The organism is Streptococcus timonensis (assembly GCF_900095845.1).
Classification (GTDB): Bacteria; Bacillota; Bacilli; order Lactobacillales; family Streptococcaceae; genus Streptococcus; species Streptococcus timonensis.
In genome coordinates this window covers 912545-937649 of record NZ_FMIX01000004.1, presented here as the reverse complement: position 1 = coordinate 937649, position 25105 = coordinate 912545, and the positions used below count along the sequence as shown (strand labels likewise).

At 39.4% G+C, this 25105-nt stretch carries 27 protein-coding genes; 25 read left to right on the top strand and 2 right to left on the bottom strand.

Going from position 1 to position 25105, the window contains the following annotated elements; genetic code table 11:
• Positions 1-4 precede the first annotated feature (4 nt).
• Positions 5-1246: a D-alanyl-D-alanine carboxypeptidase PBP3 gene (pbp3, locus tag BQ2679_RS08305; protein ID WP_075567736.1), complete on the bottom strand. Its 1242-nt coding sequence runs from the start codon at positions 1244-1246 to the stop codon at positions 5-7.
• Positions 1247-1351: 105 nt separating this feature from the next.
• Here pbp3 and BQ2679_RS08300 point away from each other — a divergent pair, with 105 nt between their 5' ends.
• The 12 genes from BQ2679_RS08300 to BQ2679_RS08245 all read left to right on the top strand — a co-directional run bounded on the left by BQ2679_RS08300 (position 1352) and on the right by BQ2679_RS08245 (position 11964).
• A complete protein-coding gene (locus BQ2679_RS08300; RefSeq protein WP_075567735.1) occupies positions 1352-2455 on the top strand; it encodes an AI-2E family transporter in 1104 nt (367 codons plus the stop codon).
• Between the two features lie 224 nt (positions 2456-2679).
• A complete protein-coding gene (gene tuf / locus BQ2679_RS08295) occupies positions 2680-3876 on the top strand; it encodes an elongation factor Tu (protein WP_075567734.1) in 1197 nt (398 codons plus the stop codon).
• Between the two features lie 270 nt (positions 3877-4146).
• The gene (gene tmk, locus BQ2679_RS08290) at positions 4147-4785 is read left to right on the top strand and encodes a dTMP kinase (protein WP_075567733.1); all 639 of its coding nucleotides are present in this window, start codon (positions 4147-4149) and stop codon (positions 4783-4785) included.
• Entirely contained in the window at positions 4782-5666 is an 885-nt protein-coding gene (locus tag BQ2679_RS08285; protein ID WP_075567732.1) for a DNA polymerase III subunit delta', read from the top strand. Before tmk ends, BQ2679_RS08285 begins: the two co-directional genes overlap by 4 nt.
• Positions 5667-5701: 35 nt before the next feature.
• Complete coding sequence (yabA, locus tag BQ2679_RS08280; protein WP_004253267.1) at positions 5702-6019, top strand: DNA replication initiation control protein YabA; 318 nt, start codon at positions 5702-5704, stop codon at positions 6017-6019.
• A gap of 2 nt (positions 6020-6021) precedes the next feature.
• On the top strand, positions 6022-6900 hold the full coding sequence (rsmI, locus tag BQ2679_RS08275; RefSeq protein WP_075567731.1) for a 16S rRNA (cytidine(1402)-2'-O)-methyltransferase: 879 nt from the start codon (positions 6022-6024) through the stop codon (positions 6898-6900).
• A gap of 133 nt (positions 6901-7033) precedes the next feature.
• Positions 7034-8368 carry a methylenetetrahydrofolate--tRNA-(uracil(54)-C(5))-methyltransferase (FADH(2)-oxidizing) TrmFO gene (trmFO, locus tag BQ2679_RS08270; protein WP_075567730.1) on the top strand — a complete coding sequence of 445 codons (1335 nt, stop codon included), beginning with the start codon at positions 7034-7036 and terminating at the stop codon, positions 8366-8368.
• A gap of 85 nt (positions 8369-8453) precedes the next feature.
• Positions 8454-9188: a UMP kinase gene (gene pyrH, locus BQ2679_RS08265; RefSeq protein ID WP_222859730.1), complete on the top strand. Its 735-nt coding sequence runs from the start codon at positions 8454-8456 to the stop codon at positions 9186-9188.
• Between the two features lie 9 nt (positions 9189-9197).
• Positions 9198-9755, top strand: a complete 558-nt coding sequence (gene frr / locus BQ2679_RS08260; protein ID WP_075567728.1) for a ribosome recycling factor — start codon at positions 9198-9200, stop codon at positions 9753-9755.
• Positions 9756-9815: 60 nt separating this feature from the next.
• Positions 9816-10670 (top strand): RNA-binding virulence regulatory protein CvfB, encoded by an 855-nt coding sequence (gene cvfB / locus BQ2679_RS08255; protein ID WP_075567727.1) that lies wholly within the window; start codon positions 9816-9818, stop codon positions 10668-10670.
• Positions 10671-10678: 8 nt separating this feature from the next.
• Positions 10679-10894, top strand: a complete 216-nt coding sequence (locus BQ2679_RS08250) for a YozE family protein (RefSeq protein ID WP_075567726.1) — start codon at positions 10679-10681, stop codon at positions 10892-10894.
• 83 nt (positions 10895-10977) lie between these two features.
• Complete coding sequence (locus BQ2679_RS08245; RefSeq protein ID WP_075567725.1) at positions 10978-11964, top strand: PhoH family protein; 987 nt, start codon at positions 10978-10980, stop codon at positions 11962-11964.
• A gap of 41 nt (positions 11965-12005) precedes the next feature.
• On the opposite strand, the gene ald is transcribed toward BQ2679_RS08245, so the two are convergent.
• Positions 12006-13118, bottom strand: coding sequence for an alanine dehydrogenase (gene ald, locus BQ2679_RS08240; RefSeq protein ID WP_075567724.1), 1113 nt, complete (start codon positions 13116-13118; stop codon positions 12006-12008).
• Between the two features lie 191 nt (positions 13119-13309).
• On the opposite strand from ald, the gene BQ2679_RS08235 reads away from it, so the two are divergent.
• From BQ2679_RS08235 to BQ2679_RS08175, 13 genes are all read left to right on the top strand, one after another.
• Positions 13310-13879 (top strand): GNAT family N-acetyltransferase, encoded by a 570-nt coding sequence (locus BQ2679_RS08235; protein WP_075568080.1) that lies wholly within the window; start codon positions 13310-13312, stop codon positions 13877-13879.
• A gap of 65 nt (positions 13880-13944) precedes the next feature.
• On the top strand, positions 13945-14586 hold the full coding sequence (locus BQ2679_RS08230) for a helix-hairpin-helix domain-containing protein (RefSeq protein ID WP_075567723.1): 642 nt from the start codon (positions 13945-13947) through the stop codon (positions 14584-14586).
• Complete coding sequence (locus BQ2679_RS08225; RefSeq protein ID WP_075567722.1) at positions 14570-16780, top strand: ComEC/Rec2 family competence protein; 2211 nt, start codon at positions 14570-14572, stop codon at positions 16778-16780. The genes BQ2679_RS08230 and BQ2679_RS08225 overlap by 17 nt, the downstream gene beginning before the upstream one ends.
• Positions 16781-16902: 122 nt before the next feature.
• Positions 16903-18189, top strand: coding sequence for a peptidase U32 family protein (locus tag BQ2679_RS08220; RefSeq protein WP_075567721.1), 1287 nt, complete (start codon positions 16903-16905; stop codon positions 18187-18189).
• A gap of 14 nt (positions 18190-18203) precedes the next feature.
• Positions 18204-18515, top strand: a complete 312-nt coding sequence (locus BQ2679_RS08215) for a CHY zinc finger protein (RefSeq protein WP_075567720.1) — start codon at positions 18204-18206, stop codon at positions 18513-18515.
• A 228-nt stretch (positions 18516-18743) separates the two neighbouring features.
• Complete coding sequence (locus BQ2679_RS08210) at positions 18744-18944, top strand: F0F1 ATP synthase subunit C (RefSeq protein WP_004253309.1); 201 nt, start codon at positions 18744-18746, stop codon at positions 18942-18944.
• Positions 18945-18976: 32 nt separating this feature from the next.
• Positions 18977-19693: a F0F1 ATP synthase subunit A gene (gene atpB, locus BQ2679_RS08205; protein WP_004253312.1), complete on the top strand. Its 717-nt coding sequence runs from the start codon at positions 18977-18979 to the stop codon at positions 19691-19693.
• Between the two features lie 18 nt (positions 19694-19711).
• Complete coding sequence (gene atpF, locus BQ2679_RS08200; protein WP_075567719.1) at positions 19712-20206, top strand: F0F1 ATP synthase subunit B; 495 nt, start codon at positions 19712-19714, stop codon at positions 20204-20206.
• The gene (locus tag BQ2679_RS08195; protein ID WP_075567718.1) at positions 20206-20742 is read left to right on the top strand and encodes a F0F1 ATP synthase subunit delta; all 537 of its coding nucleotides are present in this window, start codon (positions 20206-20208) and stop codon (positions 20740-20742) included. Before atpF ends, BQ2679_RS08195 begins: the two co-directional genes overlap by 1 nt.
• Positions 20743-20756: 14 nt before the next feature.
• Positions 20757-22262: a F0F1 ATP synthase subunit alpha gene (atpA, locus tag BQ2679_RS08190; RefSeq protein WP_075567717.1), complete on the top strand. Its 1506-nt coding sequence runs from the start codon at positions 20757-20759 to the stop codon at positions 22260-22262.
• 15 nt (positions 22263-22277) lie between these two features.
• On the top strand, positions 22278-23156 hold the full coding sequence (locus BQ2679_RS08185; RefSeq protein WP_004253324.1) for a F0F1 ATP synthase subunit gamma: 879 nt from the start codon (positions 22278-22280) through the stop codon (positions 23154-23156).
• Between the two features lie 81 nt (positions 23157-23237).
• Positions 23238-24644, top strand: coding sequence for a F0F1 ATP synthase subunit beta (gene atpD / locus BQ2679_RS08180; protein WP_075567716.1), 1407 nt, complete (start codon positions 23238-23240; stop codon positions 24642-24644).
• 10 nt (positions 24645-24654) lie between these two features.
• Positions 24655-25074: a F0F1 ATP synthase subunit epsilon gene (locus BQ2679_RS08175; RefSeq protein WP_075567715.1), complete on the top strand. Its 420-nt coding sequence runs from the start codon at positions 24655-24657 to the stop codon at positions 25072-25074.
• Positions 25075-25105: the final 31 nt, after the last annotated feature.

Below are 25105 nucleotides of genomic sequence, written 5' to 3'. Positions count from 1 at the left end.
TTTTTTATAATTTTTCGTTTACGAATCGAACAAAACCATTCCACCAAACTTTAAGGAAGATAGCTTTTTCTACATTTTTTTCTGCAACCATTTCAAAGCTAGGTCTATCAGAAGTGACATAGCCTTGGCCTACTAAATCCTTATCATCGTAGGTTAAATGACCAACGACTGTACCAGCTTCTAAAGGCGCCGTAGGTTGATTGGAAGATGGTGTATAACTAATGGATGATTGGGCTCGACTGCCTAAACGTTGAACGATTTTGATATCTTCTTTTGCGACAGCTGTCACATTATCATCTTTTCCATCCACAACCGAAGTTTTACTATCTTCATAACTTTCACCTTGCTTGACAACGGTTTGCAGAGCGTAGTTTGAGGAGATATAGTCTAAAAGAGAAGAAGTAGCTGTGAAACGAGAGTATGGGTTGCCAGCTTGTGTATTAGCGTTAAGGACAACCGTAATTATTCTCATTCCTTTTTCAACAGTAGTACCAACAAAGGATTCACCAGCTTTATCGGTCGTACCAGTTTTCAATCCGTCGATTCCACCGCGGTGAGCGGGCATATCCTCTAGCATAAAATTAGTAGAGGTGATAGTCATTCCGGCAAAGGTTGAAGTTGGCTTCTTAGTAATTTCTAAAACTTGAGGATATTTTAGAATGAGGTTACGAGCAACGATAGCCACATCATAAGCACTTAATTTGTTCTCATCATCTTTTTTTGATCCTGGGTAGATATTATTACCAAGGATTTCATTATTAAGACCAGTTGTATTTACGATTGTAGCATCTTGGATTCCCCATTCCAGCAATTTTGCTTTCATCATGTCTACAAAATCTTTTTCTGATCCAGCTATCTTCTCTGAAAGGGCAATAGCCGCACTATTAGCACTAGATACTAAAGTTGCTTCAAGCAACTCTTCTACAGTATAGTTTCGAGCTTCCAAAGGGACATTACTAGCTTCAGAATTGGTAGTAAGCTGGTATGGATAGTCAGAAATTTCAACGGGAGTAGTCAGAGAAATTTTTCCTTGCTCCAAGGCTTCATATACTAGATAAACAGTTATCAATTTACTAATAGATGCAATTTCGACAGGTTGAGTTGCGTCTTTCTCATATAAAATCTTACCAGTGTTAGCCTCTATAGCGATAGCGTGCTTGGCTGCTACATCAAATTCCTGCGCGTAAACAGGAGTTGCAGTAGCCAATAACAGGGGTGTGATCAAAGTTAAAATTAATTTCTTCATAGTAACTTTATTCTATCATAAAGAAAAAAAATATTCTTGATTTTATGACAATGGTTATCAATCTTTTTTTAAATATGATAAAATAAGGTGAAGAGGAGGTGGCATATGTTTCGGAGAAACAAATTATTCTTCTGGACTACTGAAATACTACTGATAACCTTAATTTTCTATCTTTGGAGAGAAATGGGTGCTATTATTACACCTTTTGCTAGTGTAATAAATACAATTATGATTCCTTTCTTACTGGGTGGTTTTCTGTATTATTTAACGAACCCCTTAGTCCAGTTTCTAGAGAAAAAATTAAAGCTGAATCGAATTATTGGAATTTTATTGACTCTCTGTGGCTTAGTATGGCTGATTGTGATAGGTGTTGTCTATCTCTTACCTATTTTAATCAATCAGTTGAGTAGTTTGATTAATTCTAGCCAAGATATATACAGTCGTATTCAAGATTTGGTAATACAATTATCCAAATACCCAGCTTTTCAAAATCTAGATGTTCAAAAGACTATTCAACAGCTGAATCTGTCTTATGTAGACATCCTACAAAATATCTTAAATGGTGTTACAAATAGTGTAGGTAGTGTCTTATCTGCATTAGTTAGCACTGTCCTGATTATTATCATGACGCCAGTCTTTTTAATTTATTTCTTGCTAGATGGACATAAGTTTTTACCTATGCTAGAAAGAAGTATTTTAAAATATGATAGACTGAATATTTCTGGTCTAATAAAAAATCTAAATGCCACTATTTCCCGCTATATCAGTGGAGTTTCAATTGATGCAGTTATCATTGGATGTTTAGCCTATATCGGCTATAGTGTTATTGGTTTGAAATATGCACTAGTATTTGCAATCTTTTCAGGTTTAGCTAATTTAATTCCTTATGTTGGACCTAGTATTGGTCTTATACCGATGATCATATCAAACCTATTTACAGATCCTCAAAAGATGTTAATTGCAGTGATTTACATGCTTGTTATTCAACAGATTGATGGGAATGTATTATATCCACGGATTGTTGGTGGGGTTATGAAAGTTCACCCAATAACTATTTTAGTTTTGTTACTATTATCTAGTAATATTTATGGTGTTGTTGGAATGATTGTTGCTGTTCCAACTTATTCGATTTTAAAAGAGATTGCCAAATTCTTAGTCCGATTGTATGAAAATCACAAGGAAGTAAAAGAAGTTAAAAATCAATTATAAGAATAAAGAATCAGATCTTTCTGATTCTTTTTCTTAAATTTTAAAAGAAATTTACTTATTTCAAATTATAGGATTGTCTTGTTTAGGATAGGATAAGAATAATTCACAAATTCTATGTAAAACACTTGCAATTTAGCTGAAATTTGATAAAATAGTAAGGAAAGTTAGACTGTATTGCCTACTGTCTATCTATAAAATATATTTTATTGGAGGCTTTTACTCAAATGGCAAAAGAAAAATACGATCGTAGTAAACCACACGTTAACATTGGTACAATCGGACACGTTGACCACGGTAAAACTACCCTAACTGCAGCAATCACAACTGTTTTGGCACGTCGCTTGCCTTCATCAGTTAACCAACCTAAAGACTATGCGTCTATCGATGCTGCTCCAGAAGAACGCGAACGCGGTATCACTATCAACACTGCGCACGTTGAGTACGAAACTGAAAAACGTCACTATGCCCACATCGACGCTCCAGGACACGCGGACTACGTTAAAAACATGATCACTGGTGCCGCTCAAATGGACGGAGCTATCCTTGTAGTAGCTTCTACAGATGGACCAATGCCACAAACTCGTGAGCACATCCTTCTTTCACGTCAGGTTGGTGTTAAACACTTGATCGTCTTCATGAACAAGATCGACTTGGTTGACGACGAAGAATTGCTTGAATTGGTTGAAATGGAAATCCGTGACCTTCTTTCAGAATACGACTTCCCAGGTGACGATCTTCCAGTTATCCAAGGTTCAGCTCTTAAAGCTCTTGAAGGTGACTCTAAATACGAAGACATCATCATGGAATTGATGAATACTGTTGATGAGTACATCCCAGAACCAGAACGCGACACTGACAAACCATTGCTTCTTCCAGTCGAGGACGTATTCTCAATCACTGGACGTGGTACAGTTGCTTCAGGACGTATCGACCGTGGTACTGTTCGTGTCAACGACGAAATCGAAATCGTTGGTATCAAAGAAGAAACTAAGAAAGCTGTTGTTACTGGTGTTGAAATGTTCCGTAAACAACTTGACGAAGGTCTTGCAGGAGATAACGTAGGTATCCTTCTTCGTGGTGTTCAACGTGACGAAATCGAACGTGGACAAGTTATCGCTAAACCAGGTTCAATCAACCCACACACTAAATTCAAAGGTGAAGTTTACATCCTTACTAAAGAAGAAGGTGGACGTCACACTCCATTCTTCAACAACTACCGTCCACAATTCTACTTCCGTACTACTGACGTTACAGGTTCAATCGAACTTCCAGCAGGTACTGAAATGGTAATGCCAGGTGATAACGTGACAATCGACGTTGAGTTGATCCACCCAATCGCCGTAGAACAAGGTACTACATTCTCTATCCGTGAGGGTGGACGTACTGTTGGTTCAGGTATGGTTACAGAAATCGAAGCTTAATTCGATTTAGTTCCCAGAAGAACAATTATTTAAGTCAGACATTAAAAGAATCTTGCTATGCAAGGTTCTTTTTTTCTAGTTATACAAAGACAAAATAAGAAAGTATGGTAGTTGATTACGAATCTAGAAACTTAATTAAATAATTACCTTATTTATTAACGAATGTATATCCTAGTTTTTCAGAATAAATTTTTATTAGGTTAAAAAGCTTTTCACAAATGCCTGTTTTTTTGATAGAATAGAAGGAAGAAAAAAAGAAATGAGTTCGTCATGTCAAAAGGATTTTTAGTCTCTTTAGAGGGGCCAGAGGGAGCTGGTAAAACGAGTGTGCTTGAAGCTATCCTTCCTTTGTTAGAAGAAAAGAATATTGAGTTTTTAACAACTCGTGAGCCAGGTGGTGTTTTGATTGGTGAGAAGATTCGAGAAGTCATTCTAGATCTTAGTCATACTCAGATGGATCCAAAGACAGAGTTGCTTCTCTATATTGCAAGTCGTAGACAGCACCTAGTAGAGAAGGTCTTGCCAGCACTTGCAGCTGGGAAATTGGTTATCATGGATCGTTTTATTGATAGTTCAGTTGCTTATCAAGGCTTTGGTCGTGGTTTGGATATTGAAGCTATTGACTGGCTCAATCAATTTGCGACAGATGGTCTCAAGCCAGATTTGACACTTTATTTTGATATTGAAGTGGAGAAGGGGCTTGAAAGAATCGCGGCAAACAGTGATCGCGAAGTCAATCGTTTAGATTTGGAAGGTTTAGACCTGCACAGAAAAGTTCGTCAAGGCTATCTTTCTCTTCTTGAAAAAGAAGGTGAACGTATTGTTAAAATCGATGCGAGTTTACCACTAGATCAAGTGGTTGAAAATACTAAGCAAGTCTTGTTTGACAGAATGGGGCTGACAGAATGAATCAAGAGCAATTAAGAGCTTGTCAACCCCAGCAATTTGACCGTTTTGTTCACATCTTAGAACAAAGACAGCTGAATCATGCCTATCTCTTTTCAGGATTTTTTGGAAGTATGGAGATGGCCTTATTTCTATCTAAGAGTTTGTTCTGTACAGAAAAGCAGGGGGTCTTACCTTGCGAGTCTTGCCGAAATTGTAAGTTGATTGATCAGGAAGAATTTCCTGATGTCACTATTATTCGTCCGATGAATCAAATCATTAAAACGGAACGAATCCGAGAATTAGTTGGCCAATTTTCTCAATCAGGAATCGAAAATCAACGTCAGGTTTTTATTATTGAACAAGCAGAAAAAATGCATGCCAATGCCGCCAATTCACTACTAAAGGTCATTGAAGAACCGCAAAGTGAAATCTATATTTTCTTTTTAACCAATGATCAAGAGCAGATGTTACCAACTATCCGAAGCCGGACTCAAATTTTCCAATTTAAGAAACAAGTTGAAAGCCTTAAGAATCAACTTGAACAAGCAGGATTGGTAAAAAATAAAGCAAGGCTTTTAGCTGAGTTTAGTCAATCACAAGCAGAAGCCGAAAAACTGATAAATCAAACAAGTTTTTGGACTCTACTTGAAGAAAGTGAACGTTTCTATAGCTGGTTGGAGTCTGGGAAAAAGGAATCCTACTTACAGGTTGCAAAATTGGCTAGCTTAGCAGATGACAAAGAAAAACAAGACCAAGTCTTTAGAATTTTAGAAGTTTTAGCAGGCCAAGAGATTCAAAAAAATGTAGCACGTACAATATTGCAAAACCTTCTCGAAGCCAGAAAAATGTGGAAAGCAAATGTGTCTTTCCAGAATTCTTTGGAATACCTAGTTTTACAATAAAATGAAGATGAAAACAGAGAAAGAAAGGGCTGTTCATGAACAAGAAAGAATTATTTGATGCCTTAGATGATTTTTCTCAACAGTTGTTGGCAACCTTGGCAGATGTCGAAGCCATCAAAAAAAATCTCAAGAGTGTTGTAGAAGAGAATACAGCTCTTCGTTTAGAGAACGATAAACTGAGAGAGCGCTTGAGTGAGGAAGAAGAAACAGCTCCAACTAAGACCAAGCATGTTAGAGAAAACGTGAGCCGAATCTATGACGACGGTTTTCATGTGTGTCGCGACTTTTATGGCCAACGTCGTGAACAAGACGCAGAATGTATGTTTTGTGATGAATTGTTGTTTAGGGAGTAAGCATGCAGATTCAAAAAAGTTTTAAAGGGCAGTCACCTTACGGTAAGTTATATCTTGTCGCAACTCCAATTGGAAATCTAGAGGATATGACCTTTCGTGCTATTCAGACTTTGAAAGAAGTGGATTGGATTGCTGCCGAGGATACTCGTAATACCGGTCTATTGCTGAAGCATTTCGATATTTCAACCAAACAAATCAGTTTTCATGAGCACAATGCCAAGGATAAAATTCCTGATTTGATTGGTTTCCTGAAAGCAGGACAAAGTATTGCTCAAGTTTCGGATGCAGGTTTGCCAAGTATTTCTGACCCAGGTCATGATTTGGTCAAGGCAGCAATTGAAGAAGATATAGCAGTTGTCACAGTTCCAGGTGCTAGCGCAGGAATTTCTGCCTTGATTGCCAGTGGTTTAGCTCCACAACCCCATATTTTTTATGGATTCTTACCTCGAAAATCGGGACAACAAAAGCAATTTTTCGAATCAAAAAAAGATTATCCTGAGACCCAGATTTTCTATGAATCTCCACATCGTGTCGCAGATACGCTAGAAAATATGCTAGAAGTCTATGGTGACCGTCCAGTAGTTCTGGTTCGCGAATTGACCAAGATTTTTGAAGAATACCAACGTGGAAGTATTACTGAATTGTTAGAAAATATTTCTCAAACACCGCTCAAAGGCGAATGCCTTCTGATTGTGGAAGGTGCTAGTCTAGAAGTTGAAGATAAGGATGAAGAAGATTTATTCTCTGAAATACAAAATCGTATCCAAGAAGGTGTTAAGAAAAATCAAGCCATTAAGGAAGTCGCTAAAATTTATCAGTGGAATAAAAGCCAGCTCTATGCTGCCTACCACGAATGGGAAGAGAAACAATCGGATGACTAAACAGGGAAGTTTGCCTTCTTCCCTTTTTTTGTTATACTAGTAAAAGAAAAATTAGAAAGATTTGTGGGTGTCAAACAGTCCAGTAGCTTGTTTTGATATGAATTTAGGTTCCACCCAAAGAGGTATTAGTGTCATGTCTCAATCTTATATCCATGTTATCGGTGCTGGTTTAGCAGGTTCGGAAGCAGCCTATCAAATCGCAGAGCGTGGTATTCCAGTTAAACTCTATGAAATGCGTGGTGTCAAATCAACACCTCAGCATAAAACAGATAATTTTGCAGAATTAGTGTGTTCCAACTCATTACGAGGGGATGCTCTTACAAATGCTGTCGGACTCCTCAAGGAAGAAATGCGTCGTCTTGGTTCTGTGATTTTAGAATCAGCAGAAGCAACGCGGGTTCCTGCTGGTGGTGCTCTCGCGGTTGACCGTGACGGTTTTTCTCAAATGGTTACTGAAAAAATTGCTAATCATCCTTTGATTGAAGTGGTTCGTGATGAAATTACAGAATTGCCGACAGATGTTATTACGGTTGTCGCTACTGGTCCCTTGACTAGCGATGCCCTGGCTGAGAAAATTCATGCCCTTAATGACGGCGATGGCTTCTATTTTTACGACGCGGCAGCGCCTATTATCGACGTCAACACCATCGATATGAGCAAGGTCTATCTCAAGTCTCGGTATGACAAGGGAGAAGCTGCCTACCTCAATGCTCCGATGACCAAGCAAGAGTTTATGGATTTCCATGAAGCTTTGGTCAATGCAGAAGAAGCACCCCTTAATTCTTTTGAAAAAGAAAAGTACTTTGAAGGGTGTATGCCAATTGAAGTTATGGCTAAACGTGGCATTAAAACTATGCTCTATGGCCCTATGAAACCAGTTGGTCTAGAATATCCGGATGACTACAAGGGACCTCGTGATGGTGACTTTAAAACTCCTTATGCAGTCGTTCAGCTTCGTCAGGACAATGCGGCTGGAAGTCTTTATAACATCGTTGGTTTCCAAACTCACCTCAAATGGGGAGAGCAGAAGCGTGTCTTCCAAATGATTCCAGGTCTTGAAAATGCTGAGTTTGTCCGTTATGGTGTCATGCATCGTAATTCCTATATGGATTCGCCAAATCTTCTTGAACAGACATACCGTTCTAAGAAACAGCCAAATCTCTTCTTTGCTGGTCAGATGACAGGAGTAGAGGGTTACGTTGAGTCAGCAGCTTCAGGATTGGTTGCTGGAATAAATGCTGCTCGTCTCTTTAAAGGAGAAAGAGAGGCTATTTTCCCAGAGACAACAGCTATCGGAAGTTTAGCTCATTATATCACTCATGCTGATAGCAAGCATTTCCAACCAATGAATGTCAACTTTGGGATTATCAAGGAGTTAGAAGGTGAGCGTATTCGTGATAAAAAGGCTCGCTATGAAAAGATTGCAGAACGTGCTTTAACTGATTTAGAAGAATTTTTAAGCCTATAATTTTTTGAAAGTTTGGTCCGTGAGACTATAAAATTATCAAAAAATGTGATAAAATAGTTTGAATAAAACAAAGGAGCGAAGTCAGGTGGAACCAAAATATAAACGCATTTTGATCAAGTTATCAGGTGAGGCCCTTGCTGGTGAACGTGGTGTAGGTATTGATATTAAAACAGTTCAAGCAATGGCACAAGAAATTCAAGAAGTACATAACTTAGGAATTGAAATTGCTCTCGTTATCGGAGGTGGTAACCTTTGGCGTGGAGAACCTGCTGCGGAAGCTGGCATGGATCGTGTACAAGCAGACTATACAGGAATGCTTGGAACAGTTATGAACGCTCTTGTGATGGCAGATTCATTGCAACAAGTTGGAGTGGATACACGCGTTCAGACTGCAATCGCAATGCAACAAGTAGCTGAACCTTATATTCGAGGACGTGCCCTTCGTCATCTTGAAAAAGGTCGTATTGTTATCTTTGGTGCTGGAGTTGGTTCACCTTACTTCTCAACGGATACAACAGCAGCCCTTCGTGCGGCTGAAATTGAGGCAGACGCCATTTTGATGGCAAAAAATGGTGTTGATGGTGTTTATAATGCCGATCCTAAGAAAGATAAGACAGCGGTTAAGTTTGAAGAATTGACTCACCGTGATGTTATTAGTAAAGGTCTTCGAATCATGGATTCGACTGCTTCAACACTTTCAATGGACAACGATATCGACTTGGTTGTCTTTAACATGAACCAACCAGGCAATATCAAACGTGTTGTATTTGGTGAAAATATCGGAACTACAGTTTCTAACAATATTGAAGAAAAGGAATAAAATAAGATTATGGCAAACGCAATTGTTGAAAAAGCAAAAGAGAGAATGACCCAATCTCACCACTCACTTTCTCGTGAGTTTGGAAGTATCCGTGCAGGACGAGCTAACGCTAGCTTGCTTGACCGTATCCATGTAGAATATTATGGAGTTGAAACACCTCTTAACCAAATTGCTTCAATCACAATCCCTGAAGCGCGTGTTTTGTTGGTAACACCATTTGATAAAACTTCTTTAAAAGATATCGAACGTGCCTTAAACGCTTCAGACCTTGGTATTACACCAGCTAACGATGGTTCTGTTATTCGCTTAGTAATTCCAGCTCTTACAGAGGAAACTCGTCGTGACCTTGCTAAAGAAGTGAAAAAAGTTGGTGAGAATGCTAAAGTTGCTATCCGTAACATTCGTCGTGATGCTATGGATGAAGCTAAGAAACAAGAAAAAGCTAAAGAAATCACTGAAGATGAGTTGAAAACTCTTGAAAAAGATATTCAAAAAGCTACAGACGATGCTGTTAAACACATCGATGAAATGACCACCAATAAAGAAAAAGAACTATTGGAAGTCTGAGAAATAAACAGAAAAACTCAGTTGGCATTGCTGGCTGAGTTTTATTCGAAAGAAGGAAACATGAATACAAATCTTGCTAGTTTTATAATCGGTCTGATAACTGATGAAAATGACAGTTTTTACTTTGTCCAAAAGGATGGTCAGACCTATGCTCTAGATAAGGAAGAAGGCCAGCATGCAATAGGTGATACCGTTAAAGGCTTTGCCTACACGGATATGAAGCAAAAACTTCGCTTGACTACCTTAGAAGTGACTGCGACTCAGGAGCAATTTGGTTGGGGAACAGTAACAGAAGTTCGAAAGGATTTGGGTGTCTTTGTTGATACAGGGCTTCCTGACAAGGAAATCGTTGTGTCACTGGATATCCTACCTGAACTGAAAGAGCTTTGGCCTAAGAAGGGCGATAAACTTTATGTTCGTCTAGAAGTAGATAAGAAAGACCGTATCTGGGGACTCTTAGCCTACCAAGAGGACTTCCAACGATTAGCACGTCCTGCCTACAACAACATGCAAAACCAGAACTGGCCTGCAATCGTTTATCGTCTTAAGTTATCGGGTACCTTCGTTTATCTACCTGAAAATAATATGCTGGGCTTTATTCATCCAAGTGAACGTTATGCAGAGCCACGTTTGGGTCAAGTCCTAGATGTGCGTGTGATAGGCTTCCGTGAGGTTGATCGTACCCTTAATCTCTCACTTAAACCTCGATCTTTTGAGATGTTAGAAAATGATGCACAAATGATTTTGACATACTTGGAAAGCAATGGTGGATTTATGACCTTGAATGACAAATCGTCACCTGACGATATTAAGGCAACCTTCGGTATCTCTAAAGGTCAGTTCAAAAAAGCACTTGGTGGCTTGATGAAGGCTGGGAAAATCAAACAGGATGAGTTTGGAACAGAGTTAATTTAGGGAGTTATATGAGAAAATCATTTTATACTTGGCTTATGACAGAGCGTAATCCTAAAAGTCATAGTCCTAAAGCAATTTTAGCGGATCTTGCCTTTGAGGAATCAGCTTTCCCAAAACACACGGATGATTTTGATCAAGTCAGTCGATTTTTAGAAGAACATGCCAGTTTTTCCTTTAATATGGGAGACTTCGATCGTATCTGGCAGGAATATGTAGAACATTAGATCTGCTTTAGGTGTTGAGGATAGCATTTTCTAAATGCCTTTGCTATAATAAAAAAAATTAAAGAGTTAGAGAGGTTCTTTGTTTGAAGGAACATTCAATAGACATTCAGTTAAGTCATCCAGATGACCTGTTTCATCTTTTTGGTTCCAATGAACGCCATCTTCGTTTGATGGAGGAAGAGTTAGATATTATCATCCATGCTCGTACAGAGATTGTACAAGTCTTGGGAGAGGAGTCATCTTGTGAAGAAGCACGTCAGGTTATACAGGCCTTGATGGTCTTGGTCAATCGTGGGATGACTGTCGGAACTCCTGATGTGGTAACAGCCATTAATATGGTGAGAAATCATGAAATTGATAAGTTTGTCGCCCTCTATGAAGAAGAAATCATCAAAGATAATACTGGTAAGCCTATTCGTGTGAAGACACTAGGACAAAAGCTTTATGTTGATAGTGTTAAGAATCACGATGTTACCTTTGGAATTGGGCCTGCTGGGACGGGTAAGACATTTCTAGCAGTGACTTTGGCAGTGACAGCACTCAAGCGTGGTCAAGTTAAGCGTATCATCTTAACTCGTCCAGCAGTAGAAGCTGGGGAAAGTTTGGGATTTCTACCAGGAGATTTGAAGGAAAAGGTAGACCCTTATCTTCGTCCAGTATACGATGCCTTATATCAGATTTTAGGGAAAGACCAAACAACTCGTCTCATGGAGCGAGAAATTATTGAGATTGCACCTTTGGCCTATATGCGTGGACGTACCTTGGATGATGCCTTTGTCATTTTGGATGAAGCACAAAATACAACCATCATGCAGATGAAGATGTTCTTGACACGTTTAGGATTCAATTCTAAAATGATTGTCAATGGTGATATTAGTCAGATTGACCTACCTCGCAATGTCAAGTCAGGTTTGATCGATGCCCAAGAAAAACTTAAGAACATTCACCAAATCGACTTTGTACACTTCTCAGCCAAGGACGTTGTCCGACATCCAGTAGTCGCTCAGATTATTATAGCCTATGAACCTCGACCTATCAAAGCAGCAGAAAATCAAGAAGAAACAGAATAAAGAAAAAGAGCAAGTTCGTCTGAACTGCTCTTTTTTAATGATTAAATAAGCTCACTGATTGAAGTAAACTCACGATGTAAACCTTCAGCAACAGGTTGACTTGTAAGTTGACCTTGATAAGTTGTTACACCTTCACGTAATCCAGCATCGTCAAGGATTGCTTTCTTAAATCCTTTTCCTGCCAAGGCTTCGATATATGGAAGGGTCACATTCGTAAGTGCAATAGTAGAAGTACGAGCAACGGCTCCAGGAATGTTTGCTACTGCATAGTGAAGGACACCATGTTTTTCATAGACAGGGTTGTCATGTGTAGTAACACGGTCAGCTGTAGCGATAACCCCACCTTGGTCAACAGCAACGTCAACGATAACAGAACCAGGTCTCATTTGTTGAACCATTTCATTTGTCACAAGTTTTGGTGCTTTTGCTCCAGGGATTAGAACCGCTCCGATAACTACGTCAGCATCACGAACACTTGCTTCGATATTAAATGGGTTAGACATGAGTGTTTGGATTTGATGACCAAAGACATCTTCAAGAACTGAAAGACGTTTAGCACTGATATCTAAAATAGTAACTTGAGCTCCCAAACCAAGAGCGATACGTGCAGCGTGAGTACCAACTACACCACCACCGATAATAGTTACTTTACCTTTAGGAACACCTGGGACACCACCCAAAAGAACACCTGAACCCCCAGCTTGTTTAGTCAAGAAGTGAGCTCCGATTTGGACAGCCATACGACCAGCAACTTCACTCATAGGGACTAACAATGGTAGTTGACCTTGATTGTCACGTACAGTCTCGTAAGCAACACCAGTTGTTTTCGCTGCAAGCATAGCATCCGCTAATTCTGGGGCTGCTGCCATATGCAAGTAGGTGAAGAGAAGTAAATCATCACGTAGGTACTGATATTCAGTATCTAGAGGTTCTTTTACTTTAACAACTAACTCTGCAGCCCAAGCTTCTTTTGCGGTCGGAACAATTTCTGCACCTTGTTTTTCATAATCAGCATCGGCAAAACCAGAACCAAGTCCTGCATTTGTTTCAACGAGCACTCGATGTCCACGACCAACCAAACTGTGGACACCGGCAGGTGTTAAAGCCACACGATTTTCATTGTTTTTAATTTCTTTTGGAATTCCAATTAGCATAGAGATTTTCTCCTTTTTTAGGTTCCAGGAACCTTAATAAACCATCAGTGATAGAATCCAAGGGATTCATCTGATGGTTTTATTTTATATGAAAGTTGGACGAAAATCAAGAAAAATTCTTGAATTCTACTGCATTTTTTGCTAAGCTTTTAGAAAATAATTTTTTTCAAAGAAAAAGGGAGGACTGGGCAATGGAATCACTATTTATCAAACTAGCTAAGCATCCAATTATCGAAACTGAACGCTTAGTACTTAGACCAGTAACACTTGACGATGCAGAAGCCATGTTTGAATATGCTTCAGATAAGGAAACTACTCGCTACACTTTTCCAACCAATCAAAGTCTAGAGGAAACCAAGAATAATATTGCTCAGTTTTATCTAGCAAATCCATTGGGCCGATGGGGTATTGAACTAAAAAGTAGTGGAGAGTTTATCGGAACCATTGACCTGCACAAGATGGATACTGTCCTTAAGAAGGCAGCCATTGGCTATATTATCCATAAAAAATATTGGAACCAAGGATTGACGACAGAGGCCAATCGAGCCGTGATTGAACTAGTTTTTGAAAAGATAGGGATGAATAGGTTGACCGCCCTTCATGATAAGGATAATCCCGCATCAGGAAAGGTCATGGAGAAATCAGGAATGCGTTTCTCTCACGAAGAACCATATGCTAGAATGGATAAAAGTGAACCTGGAAGATTCGTAACAGATGTCCATTATGTCTTGACCAAAGAAGATTATTTTGCAAATAAGTAAGCAGTTGAAAAGATTTTTCAGCTGTTTTTTCTTTGCATTACGAATAAGATAAGAGAGGAGAAATTATGGAAGAACTTATTGAGAAAATCAAAGAATATAAAATCATTGTTATCTGTGCTAGTTTGGGTTTAATCTTGGGTGGATTTTTCCTCCTGAAGTCATCAACGCAAGCACCTGCTAAGGAAAGCAATTTGCAAACAGAAGTTACAACTGTTTCAAAGGATTCGACGGAGGAAAAGGAAGATAAAAATCAGAAGGAAGAAGTGGTGGAGCTAGATCTGATTACTGTTGATGTCAAAGGTGCGGTCAAATCACCTGGAATCTATGATTTGCCTGTTGGAAGTCGTATCAACAATGCTGTCCAAAAAGCGGGTGGATTGACAGATAATGCTGATAGTAAGTCTATCAATCTTGCCCAGAGAATTAGTGACGAAGCACTTGTTTATGTTCCGACTAAGGAAGAAGCTACCAACCAAGAGGCATATTCAAATGCTACCAAAACCAAAGAAAACAAGAAAGTTAATCTCAATAAAGCCAGTTTAGAGGAGCTGAAACAAGTCAAGGGGTTGGGAGCCAAACGTGCACAGGATATCATCGACCACCGCGAAACCAACGGTAAGTTTAAGTCAGTTGATGAGCTCAAAAAGGTTTCTGGTATTGGTGCAAAAACGATAGAAAAGTTAAAAGAGTATGTCACAGTGGATTAGTCGATTTCCCATCCCCAAAATCTATCTCAGTTTTCTTTTACTATGGCTCTACTATGCTATTTTTTCAGCAAGCTTTTTAGCACTTTTGGGCTTTGTCTTTTTAATGCTCTGCCTCTTTTCTCAATTTCCATGGAAGACTGCGACCAAGGTCCTCTTGGTTTGTGGTCTATTTGGTAGCTGGTTTTTATTTCAAAAATGGCAACAAGAAAAAGCGAGTCAACATCTTGTTGACTCAGTTAATACGGTACGAATCTTGCCTGATACTATCAAAGTAAATGGTGATAGTTTATCTTTTCGAGGCAAGGCTGAGGGAAGACTTTTTCATGTTTATTATAAGCTTGAGTCAGAATCTGAGAAAGAAGAGTTTCAACAGTTAACTAATCTTTTTGATGTTACTTTAGAGGGGAAATTATCTATACCTCAGGAGGCAAAAAATTTTGCTGGATTTGATTATCGAAACTATTTAAAAACGCAGGGAATTTATCAAACCTTAACGATATCGAAAATTCATAGCATGAAAGAGGCAAGCAGTTGGGATATAGGAGAAAATCTATCCAGTTTGCGGAGAAAAGCAGTTGTCTGGATAAAAAGGAATTTTCCCGCCCCCATGAGTAATTATATGACAGGTCTGTTATTAGGACACTTGGACTCAGACTTTGAGGAAATGAATGAACTCTACTCAAGTTTAGGGATTATTCATCTTTTTGCTCTGTCAGGAATGCAAGTAGGATTCTTCATGAATGCTTTTAAGAAATTCTTTTTGCGACTGGGGATGAGCCAAGAAAACTTAAAATGGCTTGTCTATCCATTTTCCTTGGTTTATTCAGGTTTGACAGGGTTCTCAGCTTCTGTTATTAGAAGTCTGTTACAAAAACTTTTGGCTCAACATGGTTTCAAGGGGCTGGATAATTTTACTTTGACAGTCCTTGTCTTGTTTATCGTGATGCCGAATTTCTTCCTAACTGCTGGTGGAGTGCTCTCCTGTGCCTATGCCTTTATCCTGACCATGACTGGTGAAGAAGTAGCAGGGATAAAAGGTCTGGTGAGAGAAAGTTTCATTATTTCCTTAGGAATTCTGCCAATTTTATCATTCTATTTTTCTGAATTTCAACCTTGGTCCATACTCTTAACCTTTGTTTTTTCTTTTTTATTTGATATGGTCTTGCTACCGCTTTTATCAATACTCTTCTGTCTGTCATGGATATATCCTATTACCCAGTTTAACTTTCTCTTTGAATGGCTAGAAAACATCATACGCTATGTATCTCAGCTATCTACTAGGCCCTTTGTTTTTGGTCAACCGAGTCTTTGGGTTCTGGTGTTTCTTTTAATTTCTTTGGCTATAGTCTATGACTATCGTAAAAATTTGAAAAAAACACCAATAATTGCACTATTTGTCCTAGCTCTCTTTTTAGTAACCAAACATCCACTGGAAAATGAAATCACAGTCCTAGACATGGAGCAGGGACGGAGCATTTTCCTAAGAGACATGACAGGAAAGACAATATTACTGGATGTCGGTGAAAAGTTAGCAGTTGAGAAAAAAGAAGCCTGGCAGGAGAAGGTCATAACGAGCAATGCCAAACGTAGTTTAATCCCCTATCTAAAAAGTAGAGGAGTCGCAAAGATTGATCAGCTTGTACTAACGACCAGTCAACCTAAGCAACTAGACCATCTACTAGAAATTAGTAAATCCTTCAATCTTGGAGAGATTCTAGTAACTGAAGAGACTCTATCTAAAAGAGAATTTATGGATAAATTAAAGGAAAGTAACTTGAAAGTACGTCCTATTAAAACAGGAGAGCAGTTATTTATTTTTGGGAGCAGTTTAGAAGTAATCGAAAATCAAAATAGTGATAGTAAAGCCTCAATAGTAATGTATGGAAAGCTACTAAATCAAACTTTTCTAGTCACTGGAAATATAGAGGAGAAGTTCTTAAACAAGTCTTGTCCAAAAATCCAAGCAGATGTAGTGCTAACTCATCAGCAAGCATCGAAGAAAAAGACAGATGTCAAAGTCTTCGAAATCTTTCAGCCTAAAATCACTGTCATTTCTGTAGACAAGAAGAAAAAATTTAAAGAAAAAAATGGGGAGAATAACCAAGAACTTGGGAATTCGATTTACAAAACGGATCAAAAGGGGGCCATTCGTTTTAAAGGTTGGAGTGCTTGGCAAATAGAAACAGTTCGCTGAGCTTAGTTTTTCAAGATAATTAAAATTGTCTAAACAATCAATCAAAACTTGATTTTAGAACCTTTTTGCTATAAAATGGTAAAGATTAGTGTTAAACTTTTATATTGCAAATAGGAGAAAACATGACAAAAACTTTGAAACGTCCTGAGGTTCTATCACCTGCAGGAACACTTGAAAAACTAAAAGTAGCTGTTCAATATGGAGCAGATGCTGTCTTTATCGGTGGTCAGGCCTATGGTCTTCGTAGCCGTGCAGGGAACTTTACTTTCGAACAAATGGAAGAAGGAGTACAGTTCGCTGCTAAGTATGGAGCTAAGGTATATGTGGCTGCCAATATGGTTATGCACGAAGGAAATGAAGAAGGCGCTGGAGAATGGTTCCGTAAACTACGTGATATTGGTATTGCAGCGGTTATCGTATCAGATCCAGCCCTGATCATGATTGCAGCAACAGAAGCACCAGGACTTGAAATTCACCTTTCAACACAAGCAAGTGCGACCAACTACGAAACCTTAGAATTCTGGAAAGAACTTGGTTTAACTCGTGTCGTTTTGGCGCGTGAAGTGTCAATGGAAGAATTGGCGGAAATTCGTAAACGTACAGATGTTGAGATTGAGGCATTTGTCCACGGAGCTATGTGTATTTCCTACTCTGGTCGTTGTACACTTTCAAACCACATGAGTATGCGTGATGCCAACCGTGGTGGATGTTCACAATCTTGCCGTTGGAAATATGACCTTTACGACATGCCATTTGGTCAAGAACGTAAGAGCCTTAAGGGAGAAATTCCTGAAGAATTCTCTATGTCTGCGGTTGATATGTCTATGATTGACCATATCCCAGATATGATTGAAAATGGTGTGGATAGTCTGAAGATAGAGGGCCGTATGAAGTCTATCCACTACGTTTCGACAGTAACAAACTGCTATAAGGCTGCAGTTGATGCTTACCTTGAGAGCCCTGAAAAATTTGAGGCCATTAAACAAGATTTGGTAGATGAAATGTGGAAGGTAGCCCAACGTGAATTGGCTACAGGTTTCTACTACGGAACACCATCTGAAAATGAACAACTGTTTGGTGCTCGTCGTAAGATTCCAGAATACAAGTTTGTTGCTGAAGTAGTAGCTTATGATGCTGCAACTCAAACAGCAACTATTCGTCAACGTAATGTTATCAACGAAGGCGACCAAGTTGAGTTCTACGGTCCAGGCTTCCGTCATTTTGAAACTTATATTGAAGACCTTCACGATGCCAAAGGAAATAAAATCGATCGTGCACCAAATCCAATGGAACTTTTGACTATCAAGGTTCCACAACCAGTAGAAGCTGGTGACATGGTACGTGCCTTGAAAGAAGGTCTCATCAATCTCTATAAAGAAGATGGAACAAGCGTCACTGTTCGTGCCTAGATTAGGAAAAATTAATGGTTCAAGCTCAAGGCTTACTAGTAGATCATGAAAGCAGATGTGTTCATTACCATAGTTATAAGGATATCGTAGCCTTACAGTGCTATGAGTGTAAGAAATACTATGCCTGTTATCAGTGTCATAATGAACTAGAGTCGCACATATTTTCTCCCTATCCTTTAAATCTGAAAAAGGATAGACCTATCTTATGTGGATCCTGTGGGAAAACACTAACGTATGAGGAGTATACAGAGACGGGCACTTGTCCATTTTGTAATGCTGCATTTAATCCAGCTTGTCAAAATCATTACCCAATTTATTTCAGATAAGAACTGTCAAAACCGAGTTGTAAAACTCGGTTTTTTGTTTTCAGAAAACAAGGAAAGGTAGTAAAAGTGGTATGAAAAGACAATAAAATTTTCTATATAATTGTCTTGAAAATCGTAAAATTAGAAACAAATGATTCGAAACGCTTTCATTACTAGTAAAAAGTTGACAAAAGCCAATTTTAGGTCTAAACTTAAGAGGTAAATTTAAATTATTAAGGAGAATTCATCATGAATTTAACATTTTTCGGACTTTGTCTTGCCTGTATGGGTGTATCTATTGCTGAAGGATTGATTATGAGTAATCTCTTCAAGTCTGCCGCTCGTCAACCTGAAATTATTGACCAATTACGCAGCCTTTTAATTCTTGGTGTTGCCTTTGTAGAAGGTACCTTCTTTGTAACCCTAGCGATGGCATTTGTCATTAAATAGACAACTCTATTTAGAAATGGAGGTGTCAAACCATGGAAGAAAGTTTGAATCCAACCGTTAATATTGGACCAATATCCTTTGATTTGACCCTGCTTGCCATGTCTCTTGTAACTGTTTTGATGGTTTTTGCCTTTGTCTATTGGGCAAGTCGAAAAATGACCATCCGTCCCAAGGGCAAACAAAATGCTCTTGAGATGATTTATGACTTTGTGGTTAGTTTTGCAAAACCAAACATTGGAGATTCATACATCAAGGACTATTCCTTGTTCCTATTTTCTCTATTCTTGTTTATCTTGGTTGCCAATAATATTGGTTTAATGGCAAAAGTACAAACAACAAACGGTTATAACTTGTGGACTTCTCCAACAGCCAACCTTGGATACGATTTATCCCTCTCATTATTGATCACTTTGATCGCTCATGTAGAAGGAGTTCGTCGTAGAGGCGTTAAAGAATATTTGAGAGCATTTGTTACACCTGGCTTTATGACTCCGATGAACATTTTAGAAGAGTTCACCAATTTTGCCTCTTTGGCGATTCGGATATACGGAAATATTTTTGCCGGTGAGGTTTTAGCAGGATTGCTATTGGCCTTGTCACAACATGCCTTGTATTGGTATCCTTTTGCCTTTATTGCAAACATGTTATGGACAGCATTTTCGATTTTCATTTCATGTATTCAAGCTTATGTATTTACCATGTTGTCATCTATGTACATTGGTAAAAAAATAAATGAAGGGGAAGAGTAAGTAGAGGAGGATTAGAAGATGGATTTAACTATTAGTACCGTTATTGGTGACTTTATTCTGATCGCTGGTTCCTTCCTTTTATTGATCTTTTTAGTGAAGAAATATGCTTGGGGAAATATTACCAGTGTCTTAGATGAACGCGCTGAAAAGATTTCTTCAGATATTGATGGTGCCGAGGAAGCCCGTAAAAAGGCAGAGGTACTTGCTAGCAAACGCGAAGCTGAGTTAGCAGGTAGCCGTACCGAAGCTAAAACGATTATCGAGAATGCAAAGGAAACAGCTGAGAAAAGTAAAGCTGATATTTTGGCTGAAGCTAAACTTGAAGCAGGCCGCTTAAAAGAAAAAGCCAACCAAGAAATTGCTCAAAATAAAGCTGAAGCTTTACAAAGTGTTAAGGGAGATGTGGCAGACTTGACAATCAGTCTAGCTGGAAAAATTATCTCTCAAAACCTTGACGGTCAGGCCCATAAAGAACTCATTGATCAGTATATCGATCAGCTAGGAGAAGCTTAATGGACAAAAAGACTCTAAAGGTAATTGAAAAATACAGCATGCCTTTTGTCCAATTGGTGATTGAAAAAGGAGAAGAAGACTCTATTTTTTCAGACTTGTCTCAAATCAAGCAAGTAGCTGAAGAAACAGGCTTACCTTCTTTTTTAGCTCAGGTGGCAGTAGATGAGTCGGATAAAGAAAAAACGGTTCGTTTTTTCCAGGACTCTGTGTCACTTTTAGTACAAAACTTTATCGAGGTTCTACTTTACAATCACAGATCAAACCTGTTTTATGATGTGATTGTAGATTGCTTGAATCGTCTTGAAAAAGAAACCAATCGTTTTGAAGTGACTATTTTGTCTGCACATCCTTTGACTGGTGAACAGAAAGAACGACTAATTCCTCTAATCGAGAAAAAGATGTCTCTAAAAGTTCGTAGCATTAAGGAAAAAATTGACGATAGTTTAATCGGTGGTTTTGTTATTTTTGCCAATCACAAGACAATTGATGTGAGTATTAAACAACAACTTAAAGTTGTTAAGGAAAATTTGAAATAGAAAGTGGTGTTCTTTTGGCAATTAACGCACAAGAAATCAGCGCTTTAATTAAGCAACAAATTGAAAATTTCAAACCCAATTTTGATGTGACTGAAACAGGTGTTGTAACCTATATTGGTGACGGGATTGCGCGTGCTCATGGTCTTGAAAATGCCATGAGTGGTGAGCTGTTGATTTTTGAAAATGGCTCTTATGGTATGGCGCAAAACTTGGAATCAACAGATGTCGGTATTATCATCCTTGGGGATTTTACAGATATCCGTGAAGGCGATACAATTCGTCGTACAGGGAAAATCATGGAAGTTCCAGTTGGTGATAGCTTGATTGGACGTGTTGTCGATCCCCTTGGTCGTCCTGTAGACGGTTTGGGTCCAATCAACACAGATAAGACTCGTCCAGTTGAAGCACCAGCTCCTGGTGTTATGCAACGAAAGTCTGTATCAGAACCATTGCAAACAGGTTTGAAAGCTATTGACGCCCTTGTTCCAATCGGTCGTGGCCAACGTGAGTTGATCATTGGTGACCGTCAAACAGGGAAGACAACTATCGCTATTGACGCTATCTTGAACCAAAAAGGTCAAGATATGATTTGTATCTATGTAGCGATTGGACAAAAAGAATCAACAGTTCGTACACAAGTAGAAACACTTCGTCAGTACGGTGCCTTGGATTACACAATCGTTGTGACAGCCTCAGCTTCACAACCTTCTCCATTGCTCTTCCTTGCTCCTTATGCAGGGGTTGCTATGGCAGAAGAATTCATGTACCAAGGAAAGCATGTCTTGATTGTTTATGATGACCTATCTAAACAAGCGGTAGCTTATCGTGAACTTTCTCTCTTGCTCCGTCGTCCACCAGGTCGTGAGGCCTTCCCAGGGGATGTCTTCTACCTTCATAGCCGTCTACTTGAGCGTTCTGCTAAAGTTTCAGATGAGCTTGGCGGTGGATCTATCACGGCTCTTCCATTTATCGAGACCCAAGCAGGAGATATCTCAGCCTATATCGCCACAAACGTAATCTCTATTACGGATGGACAAATCTTCCTAAGTGATAGCCTCTTTAATGCGGGTGTTCGTCCAGCTATTGATGCGGGTTCTTCTGTATCTCGTGTTGGTGGTTCTGCTCAGATTAAAGCCATGAAGAAGGTTGCTGGTACTCTTCGTATCGACCTTGCTTCATACCGAGAGTTGGAAGCCTTCACTAAATTTGGTTCAGACTTGGATGCTGCTACTCAGGCTAAATTGAACCGTGGTCGTCGTACTGTAGAAGTATTGAAACAACCTGTTCATAAACCATTACCTGTTGAGAAACAAGTAACCATCCTGTATGCCTTGACTCATGGATTCTTGGATACTATATCAGTTGATGATATTGTTCGTTTTGAGGAAGAATTCCATGCCTTCTTTGATGCGCAACATCCAGAGATTTTGGAAACTATTCGTGATACAAAAGACTTGCCAGAAGAAGCAGTCTTGGATGCTGCGATTACTGAGTTTCTCAACCAATCTAGCTTCCAATAAGAATAGAGGTGTCAGATGGCAGTATCTCTAAATGATATTAAAACAAAAATCGCCTCAACGAAAAATACTAGTCAAATTACTAATGCCATGCAGATGGTTTCTGCAGCTAAGTTAGGTCGTTCTGAAGAAGCTGCACGCAACTTCCAGATTTATGCTCAAAAAGTCCGTAAACTCCTTACAGATATCCTTCACGGAGATGGTGCTGGCGGATCAACGAATCCAATGTTGATTAGCCGCCCAGTCAAGAAAACAGGCTATATCGTCATTACTTCTGACCGTGGTCTTGTTGGAGGCTATAACTCTTCAATCTTAAAGGCAGTCATGGAACTTCAACAAGAATACCATCCTTCAGGTGATGATTTTGAAGTCATCTGTATTGGTGGTATGGGAGCAGACTTCTTTAAAGCTCGTGGTATTCAGCCAATTTATGAATTGCGTGGTCTAGCCAGCCAACCAAGCTTCGATGAAGTTCGCAAGATTATTTCAAAAACTATTGAAATGTATCAAAATGAACTTTTCGATGAGCTCTATGTTTGCTACAACCACCACGTGAATACACTGACAAGTCAAATGCGTGTGGAGCAGATGCTTCCAATTGTCGACTTGGACCCAAATGAAGCAGATGATAACTACAGCTTGACATTTGAGCTTGAAACAAGTCGTGAAGAAATCTTGGATCAGCTATTGCCACAGTTTGCAGAAAGTATGATTTACGGTGCTATAATTGATGCCAAGACAGCTGAAAATGCGGCAGGGATGACGGCAATGCAGACAGCAACAGATAATGCTAAAAAAGTTATCAATGATTTGACTATCCAGTATAACCGTGCCAGACAGGCGGCGATTACACAAGAAATTACAGAAATCGTAGCAGGAGCTAGTGCTTTAGAATAAAGCAATACTGCTCAGAGAAATGAACTTAGGACCTAGTCATACTAGGAACCGATAGTATCTTATACAGAATAGGAGAAGTAGATGAGTTCAGGTAAAATTGCTCAGGTTATCGGTCCTGTTGTAGACGTCTTGTTTGCACCAGGTGAGAAACTACCAGAGATTAATAATGCACTTGTCGTCTACAAAAATGACGAAAGAAAAACAAAAATCGTCCTTGAAGTAGCCTTGGAGTTGGGAGATGGTATGATTCGAACCATCGCTATGGAATCAACTGATGGCTTGACCCGTGGTTTGGAAGTATTGGACACAGGCCGTCCAATCTCAGTACCAGTTGGGAAAGAAACTCTAGGACGTGTCTTCAACGTTTTGGGAGATACCATTGACTTGGAAGCTCCTTTTGGTGAAGATGCAGAGCGTCAGCCAATTCATAAAAAAGCACCAACTTTTGATGAATTGTCTACCTCTTCAGAAATTCTAGAAACTGGGATCAAGGTTATCGACCTTCTTGCTCCTTACCTTAAAGGTGGTAAGGTCGGACTCTTCGGTGGTGCCGGAGTTGGTAAGACCGTATTGATCCAAGAATTGATTCACAACATTGCCCAAGAACACGGTGGGATCTCAGTATTTACTGGTGTTGGGGAACGTACTCGTGAAGGGAATGACCTTTACTGGGAAATGAAGGAATCAGGCGTTATCGAGAAAACAGCCATGGTATTTGGTCAGATGAATGAGCCACCTGGAGCACGTATGCGTGTTGCCCTTACTGGTTTGACAATCGCTGAATACTTCCGTGATGTAGAAGGTCAAGACGTTCTTCTTTTCATTGACAATATTTTCCGTTTCACTCAAGCAGGTTCAGAAGTGTCTGCCCTCTTGGGCCGTATGCCTTCAGCCGTTGGTTACCAGCCAACCCTCGCAACAGAAATGGGGCAATTGCAAGAACGTATCACGTCAACCAAGAAAGGTTCTGTAACTTCTATCCAGGCTATTTACGTGCCAGCGGATGACTATACAGACCCAGCTCCAGCAACAGCCTTTGCTCACTTGGATTCTACAACAAACTTGGAACGTAAATTGGTTCAATTGGGTATCTACCCAGCCGTTGATCCACTTGCTTCAAGCTCACGTGCCTTGGCACCTGAAATCGTTGGAGAAGAGCACTATGCAGTAGCTGCGGAAGTGAAACGTGTTCTTCAACGTTACCATGAGTTGCAAGATATTATCGCTATCCTTGGTATGGATGAACTTTCTGATGAAGAAAAAACCTTGGTTGCACGTGCACGTCGTATCCAGTTCTTCTTGTCACAAAACTTCAACGTTGCTGAGCAATTCACTGGTCAACCAGGTTCTTATGTTCCAGTAGTTGAAACAGTTCGTGGTTTCAAGGAAATCCTTGAAGGAAAATATGACCACCTACCAGAAGATGCCTTCCGTGGTGTTGGTTCAATCGAAGATGTGATTGCTAAGGCAGATAAAATGGGATTTTAAGAGGTGATCTATGGCTCAGTTAACTGTCCAGATCGTGACACCAGATGGTCTCGTCTATGATCACCATGCCAGCTTTGTATCGGTTCGAACTCTGGATGGTGAGATGGGAATCTTGCCACGACATGAAAATATGATTGCTGTGTTAGCAGTGGACGAGGTAAAGGTTAAGCGTATTGATGATGAATCTCATGTGAACTGGATTGCAGTAAATGGAGGAATTATCGAGATTGCTGATAATGTGATTACTATCGTCGCAAACACAGCTGAACGTGCCCGGGATATCGATATTAGTCGTGCAGAACGTGCCAAACTTCGTGCGGAACGTGAAATTGAAGAAGCGCAAGACAAGCACCTAATCGACCAAGAGCGTCGTGCAAAAATTGCTCTTCAGCGTGCTATTAATCGTATCAATGTCGGAAATAGATTATAAAAAAAGAACTTGAGTTAATCAAGTTCTTTTT